This window comes from Streptosporangium sp. NPDC000509 (genome assembly GCF_042898365.1).
In the GTDB taxonomy this organism is placed as follows: Bacteria; Actinomycetota; Actinomycetes; order Streptosporangiales; family Streptosporangiaceae; genus Streptosporangium.
Window position 1 is genome coordinate 196,232 of record NZ_JBIAYX010000002.1, and the last position, 13,597, is coordinate 209,828.

The window sequence follows — 13,597 nt, forward strand, 5'->3', positions numbered from 1 at the left end:
CCTCACCCCGAACCCTCATCGCGGACCCGGTGACAGCTCGGCGAGTGCCATCAACTGGGCGGCACGCGACGCCCAGGAGGCACCGAGCACGGATTTCCGCACGGCCTCGGCCGGTTGCAACCCACCGTCGCGCAGCGTCGCACGAACAGCATCGACGAAAAGGCCGCCGTCGGCCGCGATTCTCACGCGGTCGGCATAGTTCACGAGCTCCTGGAAGTCGGTGCTGACGACCGGCAGGCCCAGGGCGAGGTATTCCTTGAGTTTGATCGGGTTCGAGTGCCTGATCCACGGGTTGTCCAGCCACGGCATGATCGCGACGTCGAACCCCGATCCGTACGCGGGAATCCGCTCGTACGGCCTGAAGCCGAGCCAGTGGACGTTCGGGTGGCGGGTGAGCCGTTCCATCGGGACGGTCGCGTCGCCGATGAGGACCAGCGAGACGTCCGGCAGCTCGACGGCGAGCCGTTCGAGCAGGTCGAAGTCGACGAGATAGTCGTCCAGCGCGCCGAAGAACCCCACCCTCGGCCCGGGGATCGCGCGGAGGTCGGCGGGCTGCTCGCTCTCCGGGCGCCGCCGGAAGTGATCGGTGTCCACGCCGTGGTCGAGGAAGTGCGCGCGCTCTCCGGTCACGCCCCTCTCCTCGCCCATCAGCGCGTTGCTGACGTAGATCACGTGGTCGGAGCGCTCCAGCAGGCCGCGTTCCAGCGCCTCGATGGTCGGCCGGTCGGACTCGGGGAACGACGAGTGCCGGTCGGAGCGGTTGAACACCAACGCGCGCCTGCGCATCGGCCGCACCACGTCCCACGCCGTGGGGATGGTCACCATGATCACGGGTCGGCGCAGGCCGAGTGCCCGCGAGACGGCGAGCACCTGGGCGCGGACCAGCAGCGCGTTCACCCGCCTCGCCAGCGGCGACCCGTAGAAGGGCAGTGGCAGCGGGGACATCACGTAGAAGCCGGGCAGCTCCCGCAGCGGTCTCCTCACGAGCATCGCGACACTGCGCAGCTTGCGCCCGACGCGTCGCAGCACCTGCGTGGACCTGCCCGGCATCGGCATGCGCATCCCGATGCTGTTGACGACGAGGACCTTCCGGTGAGCGGCGATCGAACGCATGAGCTGGAAGTCCGAGTGCGCTCGGTTGTGGTACCACCAGTCCTGCGCCGAGAAGCAGACGTAGCCGGGGGAAGATGCCACCTCACCCGTCGTACGGGCGGGAGATGCCGGTCGGGGGGCCTCGCCGGGTAGGAGGGGCCACTCGCGCAGGGGGAGGAGTTGACGCAGGGCGGCCCGGTGCCGCCTCCCGCCCGCCCGGCCCTTCGCGACCGCGCGAACCAGCTCGTTGAGCCCGACGGCCAGCCGCATCAGCTGCCCGTGCGGGCGGCCGTACCGCTCCCGGTGCATCCGGACCCGGTTGGCCGACGACAGCGCCCACAGCATGCTCGACGTGGACTGCTCGCCACCGAGATGCACGGCCACGGCACGGGGCTCGTACCGGACGGCGAACCCCGCCTCCCCCGCCCTGAGCATGTACTCGGTCTCCTCCGAGTACAGGAAGTAGCGCTCGTCGAGGGGATCCAGGGCGTCCAGGCACGCGCGGGAGATCATCCAGGCCGCACCGGACACCCAGTCGGCCGTCTGCGGCCTGTCGTAGGCGGCCGGGTCCACGACCAGCTCGCCGAGCGCCGGGATCCGCCCGGCCCTGTGCCCGCCGAGCAGCGCCTCCCCGAGCGCTCTCGGCACGGTGGGACGCCTGCGCAGGGAGAGGTGGAGCTCCCCCGCCTCACCGGTGAGGCGGGGGGCGGCGATCCCGGTTCCCGGCAGGGCGAGCGCCTGCCTGAGCAGGAGCACGGAACCGGGCGCGAGCCGGATGTCGGGGTTCAGCACCAGTACGTCGCAGTCGTCCGCGGCGGCGATGCCCGCGTTCACTCCGGCGGCGAAGCCCGCGTTGCGCCCGGTCTGGACCACCTCGGCCTCGGGAGCGACCTCGCGCACCCGCGCGAGGGTGTCGTCGGCCGAGGCGTTGTCCACCACCACGACCCGTGCGGGACCCGCGTCGGCGAGTGCCGCGTCGAGCGAGCGCAGGCAGCCTTCGATGACCTTGCCACTCGAATACGTGACGATCACTATGGCGAGCGGTGGCCAGTCTGGAACAGCCATGTCGGAGCCGTTTCTCGTGGAAGAGGACCGTACGGGGAGAGCGGGCGGGGAGTCGGCGGTCGGTGACGACGCCCCAACGGCAGGCGGGGAATCATCTGTCATGGACGGCGCCTCGGCTTCTCGCGGGGAAACACCGGCTGTGCGCGGCGCCTCGGCTCCTCGCGAGGAATCACCGCTCATGAGCGACGCCCCGGTGTCAGGAGAAAGATCACCGGTCATGGGCGTCGCCCGGGTGCCAGGCGGGTGCGCAGGGCGCCCGCGAGGAGGGTGATCGCGAACGGCGCGTCGTCGCGCAGGTAGCGGCGGGCCAGGCGGCGCGGTTCCAGGGCGAGCCGGTACAGCCACTCCGCGCCCACCCGCTGCACGGCCCCGGGGGCGCGGCTGAACCGCCCGGCCGCCATCGGGATCCCGGCCCCGCAGCCGAGATACCAGGCGTCGGGCAGCTCCGCCCTGAGCGCCTCGATCACCCTTTCCTGCTTGGGGAAGCCCAGCCCGACGAGGACGAGGTCGGGTGCGGCGGCGACCACCCCCTCGACCACCGCGCGCACCCCGTCCGATGTGCCGTCGAACCCGAAGGGGGGTGAGCAGCTGCCCGCCACGCGCAGTCCCGGGTAGCGTTCGGCGAGGACCCACGCCGCGGCCTCCGGCACGCCGGGTTCTCCTCCGAGCAGGTAGACCGAACGGTTCTCGCGCGCGGCCCGCCCGGTGAGGGAGTGTACGAGCGAGGCACCGGTGACCCTTCCGGGAACCGCCAGACCGGCGAGCCTCGACGCCCAGACCACCGGCATGCCGTCGGCGACCACGATCTCGGAGCGGGTGACGAGGTCCGCGAGGGCGGGGTCGCGCGTGGCGGCGCGGACGATGTCGACGTTCGCGGTGACGATCGCGCCGCCGTGTCCTCGCCGCCACCCTTCCGCCACGTGGTCGAGAAGCTCCTCCTCGCTGAGCGCCATGACCTCGACGGCCCCGACCCTGATCCGCGCGAACCCGGCCTCGGGCCTCTCCGGCGCCACCGGAGGGGACGGCCCGTCCGCGAGAGGAACGTCCCGCGGGGAACGTTGGCCTGTACCGCTTCCCGCTTCCTCATGGCCGGACGGCCCCGCACCCGGACCGTTTTTCGTTTCTTCATGGCCCAATGAATCCGCACCCGAACCGTTTTTCGTTTCTTCGTGGTCGGATGGCCCAATACCCGGACCGTTTTTCGTTTCTTCGTGACCGGATATCCCCATACCCGAACCGTTTTCCGCTTCTTCGTGACCAGGAGGTTCGGGAGCCGGAAAGATGGCCGCATGAGAGTCGAACGCGCCGAGATCGACGGTGTTCTGCTGTTCGTCCCCACCCCGCACAGGGACGACCGGGGCCTGTTCACCCGCACCTTCGACACGACGCTCGCCGCCGCCCACGGGCTGCGGCCCGAGGCGTTCGTCCAGGACAGTCAGTCGCGGTCCCGGCTGGGAACGATCAGGGCATTGCACGGCCGGGGCGGCAGGGGGGAGGCCAAGCTCGTCCGGTGCGCCCGAGGGGCCGTGCACGACGTGCTCGTCGACGCCAGGCCGGACTCCCCCACCTTCGGCCGCCAGATGTCGGTGGTTCTGGACGATGAGACGTTCGTTCACCTCTACGTTCCTCCTGGCTTGTTGCACGGCTATCAGGCACTGACCGAGCAGGCCGACGTCTGCTACCGGATCGACCGGGAGCACGACCCCGCCGAGGACGTCTCCGTCCGCTACGACGATCCCGACCTCGCCATCGGCTGGCCGCTGCCGGTCACCGCGATCAGCGAACGCGACCTGGCCGCGGGATCCTGGGCCGACCTGCGCGACCGGCTGGTGGGGTGACCCTCCCGGCGGCCTCATCGGTCTCGGCGACCTCACCGGCCCTTTCACCGCACTCCCCGCCCGGCTTCTCCGCCCGGTCTCTCCGGCGGGTGGACGGCTCGGGTCCTCGGCTGCCGGGTGGCGCGCAGCAGCGAGCCGGCGGACCCGATGATCAGGAACGACAGGCCCGTCACGATCGCGAACGAGCGCAGGTCGAAGGTGGCCGCCCCGACCAGGGGGACGACCAGGCAGGCGGCCAGGGTGAGTCCCAGGTCCCGTACGGCGGGGTCGGAGTTGAGGCGGCGGACGCGTAACGCCGCCCAGATACCGGTGAGGAAGATCCCGGCGAAGGTGGCCATGCCGATGACCCCGGTCTCCACCAGCGACAGGATGTACTGGTTGTCGAAGATCAGGTGCTTGGGCGCGTACCAGGTGCCCAGACCTCTGCCGACCCAGAAGTGGTTTCCGATCTCGGTGGCCGCCACCGCGTAGTCGTGCGTCCGGTACTGGATGCTCGAATCGCTGGACAGGCTGGTGAACAGCCCGAGGAAGACGCTCATCAGGCCGGGCACGGCGACCTTCATCGCGACCAGGAAGCCGGCGCCGCCGATCGCCGCCCACAGCCGCCTGCGCGCGGGCCACCCGGTGACCAGTACCGCGCCGACGACGGCGATCCCGAGGACCGCGGAGCGCGACACGGAGAACATCAGCCCCGTGCCGATCAGCCCGCAGCAGACCCACCACCGCAGGGAGGGCTCACCCCTGTCCCGGGCGCCGAACGCGTAGTGCAGCGCGAGAGGAATGATCATCGCGCAGACCACGCCGAGCTCGATGGGGTGTCCGGCGGTCGCCGCGACCCGGCGCAGGGTGTTTCTTTCGAGGATCGCCGGCAGATCCGAGGTGAACCGGAAGCCGGGAAAGGTGAGGTACTTCGTCAGGTCGAATTCGAGCACGAACTGGAGCGCCGCGATGACCCCGACGACCGCACCGGAGATCACGAGGCACCTCAGGACGAAGTCCAGCCGCGCCTTGCCCCGGATGCCGTCGCACGCCTGAAGTCCGATGCCCACCGTCGCCACCACGAGGACGATGCTGTGGTCGGCCATGTCGAGCTCGTCGGGCGGCAGGTAGGCGGCGCTGGAGTATCCGTAGGTGGCCAGCATCGCCACGCTGTACAGGAAAAGCGCGGTACGTACGGGATTGGAACCCTTCGCCGCGCCGAGCGTGGTGGTGAGCTGCGCGCAGAACCACCAGAGCGCGGCGAAGAGACCGACCGCGTCGGCGGGCGTGAGCGAGAAGGGCAGGCCGCGGAAGACCAGCCGCGCCGGAGACAGCATCAGGACCACCGCGAACGCGGCGGCGAGGGTGGCACCGTCGGCACGGCGGAGGCCGGGACGGTCGAGGGAGGCGACGGACACGGGGGGCGGAGCCGGGGCCGGGGCCGGGGCCGTGCGAAGTGTGGAGGCCAGGTCCCTCACCGCCTCAGGAGGGAGGGCTCGGCGGGCAGTCCGGACGTCGCCACGGGCACCCCTCGCCTTCGCCGCCTGGCGTCGAGGAAACTCTCCAGGGAGAACACCGAGGCGAGACTGGCGAGCACCCCGAGCAGCAGCGCGGCGGCGGCCCCGCGCATCTTCCCCCCTCGCTGGGGTTGCGGCTCCGTCGGCGGCACCATCTCGTTCATCGTGATGTAGGTCGCCGGGGGCGCGTCGAGCTGTCTCTGGCGAGCGGCGAGCTCGACCCTCGCCCGGTCCCTCACCCGTGTCACGATGTCCCGCGCCCCGGCCGGCGTTGTGCTCGTGCCCTCGATGTACACGAACGGCCCGCCGTCCAGTGCCTCCGGGTTGGTGCTGCCGTTGGTGGCCGTGAAGGTGGTGTCGCCCTCGGGGTGTACGCCGAGCGACTCCACCGTCTCCGGCGCGCTGATCGCCTGGATGAGGATCGAGGCGGACATGCTCAGGCCCCAGTCGAAGTTCAGCAGGGGGTTGGTCAGTCCGTTGGGGCGCTCGGGATCGCTCGGCAGGCTTCCACCGGTGGGCGGGATGGTCAGCACGAGCACCGCGTTCGAGACGTAGACCGTCGGGATCGACGAGTAGACGCCCAACGCGCCGCCGATGGACAGCAGGAACGCCGGCAGGGCGACGTACCAACGCCGTAACACGATGAGTACGGTCCCCCAGAAGTCCACGCGTTCTCCTCCGTCTGCCTGTCGCGGTCGCCTGCTCGTCGCCGTTCTGCGTGTCGTCGCCTGCTCGTCGTCGCCTGCGGGTAGCCGTTCACATGTCGTCGCCACGTGTCGTCACTACGTGTCGTCGTCCGCGTGTCGCTGTCGTCCCGGTGTCGCCGAGGGCGCCGGGGACATCACCTCCGCCGGATACACGGTGACCTGAGGCTCGGATGTACCTCTGCCGTCACGGCCCCCAGGTCCCCTATCGCGCTTCCCGTCACGGCCGTTGCCCTCCCTGTCGGGCGCGGGCTCGGCGTCCTCCTCGCCGCCCTCGTGTGCCCGGGCCTTTTCCTGACGGTCACCGGGACGCGTCTCGTCGGCCCGGCCCGCCCCTGCCGCCTCCATGGACGGAGCAGGGGCCGTGTCCGGGACCGGGCGGGACTCGTCGGGCCTTCCTGCCTCGGCTCTTCGCCGGAACACCCTCCGGCGCTCCACCGCGTACGCGGCGCCCAGGCCGAGAAAGACGACGGCGAACGCCGCTCCGCCCGAGGCCTGCCACGTACCGCTCCGGTTCATCACGGGGTAACCGGCGGGCACCACCTCCACGAACCCGATGAAGGTGGAGCGTGGGGCGCCGAGCACCTCCTGCCTACGGACCAGTTCGGTCTTGAGGCGGAACTGGGTTCTGGCCATGACCGTACGGGTGACCTCGGCCGAGTCGCTCTCCACCTCCACGTACACGAACGGGCCGTTCATGAGGATGCCCAGCATGTTGGGGTTGGTGCGCCCGTCGTTGATCGTGACCTCGACGGGACCGTCCTTCACGATCCCCAGCTCCGTCGCGACCGCCTCGGTGTTCATGGACAGGATGAGGATGCCCGCCGTGGTTCTGAGGCCGTCGCTGAACTGCAGCAGCGGGTTGCTCCGCCCCGGCGGCTTGGCCGGGTCCGTCGTTCCTCCCGCGGGGGGCGTGGTCAGCACCATGGAGGCGCTCGACACGTAGCGCGGGGGCACCAGGAAGAAGACGACCACGGCGGCGAGGAGCGCCAGGCCGACCAGCGGAAACCCGACCCGCTTCCTTTTTGCGAGGTCGAGGATGGTCTTCCAGAACTCCACTACGTCGTCCCCGCTCCCCCGAGCGCGCCAGACGCCCAGGACACGATGCGTATTGGTCGCGGCACACGAACTCCTTGTCACTACGGGCGTCACCGGGCTTCACCGGGCGTCACCCGGCATCACGGCGTCGGTGTCACGGTCACGGCCTCACGATGTCGGCGACGTCACGGCGTCGGCGTCACGGCCGTGTGGCCGTGCGGCCGGGGATCCGCCGCTCACCCGACCCTGCTCAGGGCCTCCGCCTCGTACTCCAGCGCCAGTTCCTCCGGCATCGGGTCGAGGTCGGAGCAGCGTACGAAGTCGCGCAGGGTGGTACCGGTGCACTTCGCGTCCACGTTGCGTGCGCCCCGGCGGGTGCGCACGTCGTCGATGTTCACCGTGCGGAAGTCGATGCTGAAGCGGGTCCTGCCCGAGGTGTTGGGCACCGTGGAGTGCAGCTGGGCGCCGGAGAACACCATGACGCCCCCCGGCTCCGGCACCACCCGCACCTGCGGGTCGAGCACGACGGCCTCCTCGGGACGCGGCTGCTCCCTGGTGTCGCCGCGCACGTGCTGTGCGGCGGTGAGCCGGCTGGTCCTGTTCCACTCCGCGTAGTCGTAGCGCGCGCTGCCGTTGCGCACCGGGCTGGCGAAGTACTGGGGATGGAAGGCCATCACGTTCTCCGGGACCACCTCGAAGACGGGGATCCACCAGTTGAGCTGGTTGAACGGGGCCGAGTACCAGCAGTCGCGATGAGGATGGAAGGCGTAGGAGATGCCGGAGGTGAGGTAGTCGTGGGAGGTGGAGGTGCGCAACCGGGGCACGTCGAAGTAGGTGCGGTCCAGGTCGCAGCCCAGCTCCTCCAGCACCGCGGGCAGCAGTTCCTTGCACCGGGGGTGGTGGATGAAGCGGGGCTTGAGCCGGGCGAGCAGGTCGGCGAACTCCTCCACCGGCATGTCGAACTGCGCGGTCTCCGGGTCACGTTCGCCGAACGCCTCGGCGATCAGCTCCCTGGCGAAAAGGGCGAGCAGGGTGGAGGCGGGCGTCGCCGAGTAGACGAAGACCTGCCCTTGGTAGAGCAGTTCCCTGCGCGTGTCGTCGTTCACCAGGCTGTTGGAGAAGACGGTGGTCACGGGGTTCTCCTTTCTGGAATCACTGGTCTGGGATCAGCCGGTCCCGGATCACCGGGAGGGACAGGGCCGGAAGGTCCCGGATCTCGGAATCCGAGGTCCCCGGCTTCGGGGCTCGGGCTCCGCGGCTCGGCGACGGCCTCACGAGGGGACATCGCTCACCGCCCACCGGGGACGAACCCCGAGGCGAGCAGCGCGAGCCTGCGGCCCCGGCGGGCCGCGGTGAGCCGCTGGCGCCGCGCGTACATGCCGAGTACGGCGGCGCGGGCACGGCGGCGCTGGTCGGCGGTGAGATCGGCCTGCCTCAGCCAGCGGAACAGTTCCGCGCACTGCAGGAGGGTGGAGCAGCGGGCCCGCCAGGGCGGCACGTCGAGGCGCCGGGCGATCGCGGAGAGGCTGTCGTGCTTCCAGTTGCGGTGGGCGAGGACCTCGGGGACGTGCCCCCACGGTCCGGCGAGCGCGAGCTTCGCCGCGAACACCTCGTCCTCGCGCAGCATGTTCCGCCGGGGGATCCCCGCGAGGGGATCGCGCCGCAGCGTGCCGTACAGCGGGTCGACGAGCAGGTGACTCTCGTTGAGCAGCCCCAGCATCTCGGCGAACCGCTCGACCGGGTCGTCCGAGGTGAGTCCTGAGCGATCGAGGGGAGCGGTGGTCACGGTCCCGTCGGGGCCGGTGTAGGCGACCTGCGTGGTGACCAGGACGAGCCGGTCGTCCTCCGCGAACGCCTGGAGAGACCGGGACACGCAGGTGGGCTCCAACCGGTCGTCGTCGCCCACCCAGCGGAAGAACGTGCCCGCGACCAGATCGGTCGTACGGACGAAGTTGTCGAACAGGCCCACGTTCTCCGGGTGCCTGCGGTAGACGATCCGGTCGTCGGTCGCGGCCAGGTCGCGGCAGATCTCCTCGGTGCCGTCCGTGGACGCGTTGTCGGAGATCACCAGCTGGAGGCGCTCGTGGTCCTGGCCGAGCACCGAACGAATCGCGCCCTCGATCCGTCCGGCCCCGTTGCGTACGGGAAGCACGATGGACACCAGCGTGTCGGAGTTCTCCATCCGACCTCTCCTCTCGCAGATCTCGTCGGTCTCGTCGGTCTCGTCGGTTTCGTGGGTTCGGGTGTTCCGTCAGCGGGCGCGGGCGGGGACCACCCGTGCGCCCAGCTGTTTGAGCCGTGTCATGGGTACGGCGATCAGGACGTACGCGAGCAGTCCCCCGCCGCCGGCCACGCAGAGCTGGACGAACGCGGAAACCGCGGTCATCCCGCCGCCCGTCAGCCCGCTCGTCAGGCCGACGAGCGTCGTCGTGACGGCCGCCGCGACCACGGCGCCCAGCAGCGGGCGTACGAGAGCGGGCAGGATGGGGGCGAGACGCACCCCCGCGCGGCTCAGCAACAGCGCCGACACCGGCAGGGCGACCAGGACGCCGGCGAGCGCGTGCCCGACCGCCGCGCCGCGGATGCCGTACCAGTGCGTGCCCGCCCACAGTGCGGGCACCAGCGCCACGGCCCAGGTGAGGTTCATCCACACGGTCGCCTTGGTGGCGCCCGCAGAGGTGAGGATGTCGAAGGCGAGGGAGGTGAGCATCCGTACGACCATCAGGACCGCCAGCAGCGCCAGGACGCCGGCGGCCGGTGCCCACTTCTCGCCGTAGAGGAACGCCACGATCGCCGGGGCCAGCGTGGCCGTCACCACGGCGACCGGCAGCACGAACGCGACCAGCAACGGCACCGACCGCTGCACTCCCAGCGACAACGACTCGGAGCGCTGCTCGGCCAGCCGCGAGAAGCTGGGCACGGTGACGTAGCGCAGGGCGGTCCCGATCACGCTGGGCACCCAGCTGGAGACGTTGAACGCGAGCAGGTAGAAGCCGAGGGCGACGGGACCGAGCACGGCGCCGACGATGACGTAGTCGGCGTTCATCAGCACCGCCTCGATACCGAGCCCCAGGGCCAGCGGCGCCCCGAACCGCAGGAGCCTGACCGCCACCTCCCGGTCGAAGCCGACGCGGAACGGCAGCCCGGCCCAGGCGAGCACCAGCGCGCCGGTGACCGTGTTGGCCGCCACCTGCCCGCAGGCGAAGCTGTAGGCGCCGGCACCGTTCGCGGCGAGCGCGATGGCCACCCCGGCGTTGACCAGCGAGCCCGCGATGTTGGCCTTGGTCAGCCTGTCGTGCCCGAACCCGCGCATCAGCGAGCCCGCCCGCACGGCGGTGACGCCGTCGATGAGGATGATCACGGTGAGCAGCCGGACCACCGGGGTGGCCTCCGCGCTGCCCGCCAGCTCCGCGAAGTACGGGGCCACCACCCAGAAGATCCCGTACATCCCCGCGCTGAACACCACGGCCATCACCGTCGCCGTCGGCGCCATCTCCTCGACCCTGCCCCGCCACTGCACGGTGGCGGCGATGATGCCGACGTCGTTGACGTGCATGACGAAGGTGGTCGCGGCGAGCGCGATGGCGTAGAGGCCGAAGTCCTCGGGCACGAGGAGCCGGGCGAGCACCAGTCCCATGACGAAGGTGGTCGCCTTCGTGCCCAGATTGCCCAGGAGACTCCAGCGCAGCCCGCGACCGGCCTTCCTGCCGATCGTCCCGACCTGCTCACCGGCGTCCCCGTCCTGTTCACGGTTCGGCTCGGTCCGCTGCTCCATCCGTGTCTTCCGCCCGTCTCTCCGTCTGGTTCGTCTGGTTCGCCGCCTGTTTCACGGAACGGCCCGCTCAGCCGGGCTCCTCGACGCGCTCGAGCCAGATCTCCCGCCAGAAGGGGACGAACTCGCGCGGGCAGCTGACGTTGTACGCGCCCGCGCAGATGACGCCGTCGAGGATGATGCAGGGGTTCTTCATCCGGAGCATGCGGCCGGTCTTCTCGTCCAGACACTTCTCGACGCGGGCGCTCACCCGCGCGACGTGGCCGCAGTAGCGCGACATCTCCTCCTCGAACCCCATGCCGCGGTTGAGCAGGTCGTCGTTGAGCGTCTTGAGGATCTCCTCCTTGGACTTCACCCGGACGAGCTCTCCCGGCCGCAGGTCCAGGCTCAGCGTCGGCGTGGTGCGTCCCGCCTCGCCCCTGACGAAACCCCAGCGCATCCCGCCCTTGATCCACATCCACCTGGGCAGGACGCGCTTCGCCACCTGCTGGAAGCGGTTGAACAGCCCCACGAGGAACGAGCGCAGCATCCAGGGCACGCCCACGTTCCCGCTGCGCACGTCGGTGACGTACTGCCTGACGTCCTTGAAGGGCAGGCAGGTGGGCGCGGCGCGCAGCAGCTCGGTCGCCTGGCAGGAGAAGCGCTCCTCCCCGTCGGGGCCCGGCTCCTTCCTGGTGGCGGCCTGCAGGATCGGCAGCAGGGGCCTGCCCGCGGCGAGACCGTTCTCACCGACGAAGGCGGCGGAGGAGGCGACAGAGGAGGGGTCCGGGATCGGGGAGGTCGGGGTCAGGGAGGTCGGAACCGGAGAGTCCGAGGCAGAGGAGGTCGGGTCCACCCGCTTGAGCCAGGCCTCCTTCCAGTAGAACTGGCAGGCCGTCTGGCAGCCGCCGTGCGCCTGCCCGTCGCAACGGGCGCCACTCAGGTGGACGGCGCGCTCCATCCGCCGCATGCCACTGCCGCCGATCGTGTCGCAGAGCTTGTGCGCCACCTTGTGCACGGTGAGCCGCCGCCCGCAGAAGGCGAGCATCTCCGGCATGAAGGGCAGCCGGTCCAGCTCTCCCTTCTCGTCCAGCGTGGCCATGATCTCGGCCTCGCCGAGCACCTCCACCGTCTCGCCGACCCGGAGGTTGAGCGCCTCGCCCGCCCGGGAGCCCGTCACGACCTGGAACCGCGTCACAGCGAACACTCCTTGAGAAGTCCCGAACCACGAAGGGCCCCTGCCGCCTCCGCCACGGCACGGAAGGGAAGATCCGAACGTTCCGCGATGTCCAGGAGGCTGTGCCTCCCGTCGGAGAGGCTCAGCACCCACAACATCGCCATCTGGGTCTCCTTGGTGTCGCTGCGCCCGCCCAGCGCCCCGTACAGGCCCCGCCTGCCCAGCTGCGGTTCCCCGTACGGGCTGAGGTTGAGGTAGGCGCGGTTGTCCTCAAGCACCCGGGTGACCTCCCAGCAGGTCTCCAGGGTGTCGGCCATCGCCTCGGGAGAGACGAAGTCCGGGTTGTCGGCGGAGGTGTGATACTCCGGGTAGCCCGCGTACGGGGTCCTGGTGAGCGAGCCGACCGGCAGGTCGAAGCCGGGCGAGCAGAACTGCCGTTCGTCGTAGCCGTACGGGGAGAAGTCGACGACCGTGTGGGCGCGCCCCGAGCTTCGCAGCACGTGCCGGACGGCCCTGTCGATCTCGGCGTCGCCACGCCTGCTGCGCTTGTACGTCAGCGGTCCGCGGTCCCCCGCGCAGGCCAGCACCAGGCCGTGTCTGATCCGGCTCGCGCGCTCCCTGTTGCGCGCCAGCCAGCTGATCGCGCCGATGGTGCCCGGCGCGAACAGGAAGCGGTAGGTGTACCACGGGTCGGCTCCGGCGAGCCGCCGCGCGAGCCTCACCGCCACCGCGATGCCCGCCAGGTTGTCGTTGGCGAGCGAGGGGTGGCACACGTGACAGGAGACGAGCACCTCCTCGGCGACCCTGCCGGGCACCACGTGCTCGGCGTAGGTGAGGTGCCCGTCGGCGAGCGTGGAGTCGATCACGACCTCGTACGGCCCGTCCTCCAGGCTCTCCAGGGTGTCGTGGGCGAGGCAGAAGCCCCACGTCTCCGCGTAGTAACTCGTGCGGTACGGGATCAGGGAGGGCTGCTCGGGGAGCGTGTGCAGGTGGGGCCGGAGCTCGTCCAGGGTCATGGTCGCCGCCACGGGGACGCTGTAGCCGACCACGTGCAGGTTGGAGGCGGCGAAGTCGACGACCCTGGTCCCCGAGGCGTCCTTGACGTAGGCGTCGCGGATGTTCCACTCCCTGGGCACCGTCCAGTCGAGGACCTGGGTGCCCGTCGGCACCTCGCGGACCTGCAGGCGGAGGAACTCCCCGACGATCTCCAGGGTGCGGCGCACGCCGTCGCCGGTGATGCTCCTGCAGAGCGGGTAGAGCCGCTCCACGAGGTCGTGCATCTCCCGCGCCTCGCCGTTCACCTCCTCCCGCGCCTCGTCGCTCGTCACGCTCGGCGCCTCGTCACCGTTCTCCTCCTCCGGCTTCTCGCCGTCGCCTCTCACCCCCGGCGCCGCGCCGCCGTGCTCCGCTCCCGGTCTTCGTTCACCGCCCTCGCC

The 13,597-nt window shown here is 70.6% G+C and carries 11 protein-coding genes; 1 reads left to right on the plus strand and 10 read right to left on the minus strand.

The window, feature by feature from the left end; translation table 11 throughout:
• Positions 1–15: 15 nt before the first annotated feature.
• Both ACFY3D_RS04370 and ACFY3D_RS04375 read right to left on the minus strand, forming a co-directional pair.
• Positions 16–2,157 (minus strand): glycosyltransferase, encoded by a 2,142-nt coding sequence (locus ACFY3D_RS04370; RefSeq protein ID WP_389974767.1) that lies wholly within the window; start codon positions 2,155–2,157, stop codon positions 16–18.
• 215 nt (positions 2,158–2,372) lie between these two features.
• Positions 2,373–3,170, minus strand: coding sequence for a WecB/TagA/CpsF family glycosyltransferase (locus ACFY3D_RS04375; RefSeq protein ID WP_389974770.1), 798 nt, complete (start codon positions 3,168–3,170; stop codon positions 2,373–2,375).
• A 276-nt stretch (positions 3,171–3,446) separates the two neighbouring features.
• Here ACFY3D_RS04375 and ACFY3D_RS04380 point away from each other — a divergent pair, with 276 nt between their 5' ends.
• Entirely contained in the window at positions 3,447–3,995 is a 549-nt protein-coding gene (locus ACFY3D_RS04380; protein ID WP_362896767.1) for a dTDP-4-dehydrorhamnose 3,5-epimerase family protein, read from the plus strand.
• 44 nt (positions 3,996–4,039) lie between these two features.
• On the opposite strand, the gene ACFY3D_RS04385 is transcribed toward ACFY3D_RS04380, so the two are convergent.
• From ACFY3D_RS04385 to ACFY3D_RS04420, 8 genes are all read right to left on the minus strand, one after another.
• Positions 4,040–5,392 carry an O-antigen ligase family protein gene (locus ACFY3D_RS04385; protein ID WP_389974773.1) on the minus strand — a complete coding sequence of 451 codons (1,353 nt, stop codon included), beginning with the start codon at positions 5,390–5,392 and terminating at the stop codon, positions 4,040–4,042.
• A 56-nt stretch (positions 5,393–5,448) separates the two neighbouring features.
• A complete protein-coding gene (locus tag ACFY3D_RS04390; protein WP_362896769.1) occupies positions 5,449–6,159 on the minus strand; it encodes a hypothetical protein in 711 nt (236 codons plus the stop codon).
• Positions 6,160–6,273: 114 nt separating this feature from the next.
• Positions 6,274–7,254 (minus strand): hypothetical protein, encoded by a 981-nt coding sequence (locus ACFY3D_RS04395; protein WP_389974776.1) that lies wholly within the window; start codon positions 7,252–7,254, stop codon positions 6,274–6,276.
• Positions 7,255–7,469: 215 nt separating this feature from the next.
• Positions 7,470–8,366, minus strand: coding sequence for a hypothetical protein (locus tag ACFY3D_RS04400; RefSeq protein WP_389974779.1), 897 nt, complete (start codon positions 8,364–8,366; stop codon positions 7,470–7,472).
• A 155-nt stretch (positions 8,367–8,521) separates the two neighbouring features.
• A complete protein-coding gene (locus tag ACFY3D_RS04405; protein WP_389974781.1) occupies positions 8,522–9,415 on the minus strand; it encodes a glycosyltransferase family 2 protein in 894 nt (297 codons plus the stop codon).
• 69 nt (positions 9,416–9,484) lie between these two features.
• Entirely contained in the window at positions 9,485–11,008 is a 1,524-nt protein-coding gene (locus ACFY3D_RS04410; protein WP_389974784.1) for a lipopolysaccharide biosynthesis protein, read from the minus strand.
• A gap of 67 nt (positions 11,009–11,075) precedes the next feature.
• On the minus strand, positions 11,076–12,182 hold the full coding sequence (locus ACFY3D_RS04415; RefSeq protein ID WP_389974787.1) for a hypothetical protein: 1,107 nt from the start codon (positions 12,180–12,182) through the stop codon (positions 11,076–11,078).
• A complete protein-coding gene (locus ACFY3D_RS04420; RefSeq protein WP_389974790.1) occupies positions 12,179–13,543 on the minus strand; it encodes a DUF4910 domain-containing protein in 1,365 nt (454 codons plus the stop codon). Before ACFY3D_RS04420 ends, ACFY3D_RS04415 begins: the two co-directional genes overlap by 4 nt.
• Positions 13,544–13,597: the final 54 nt, after the last annotated feature.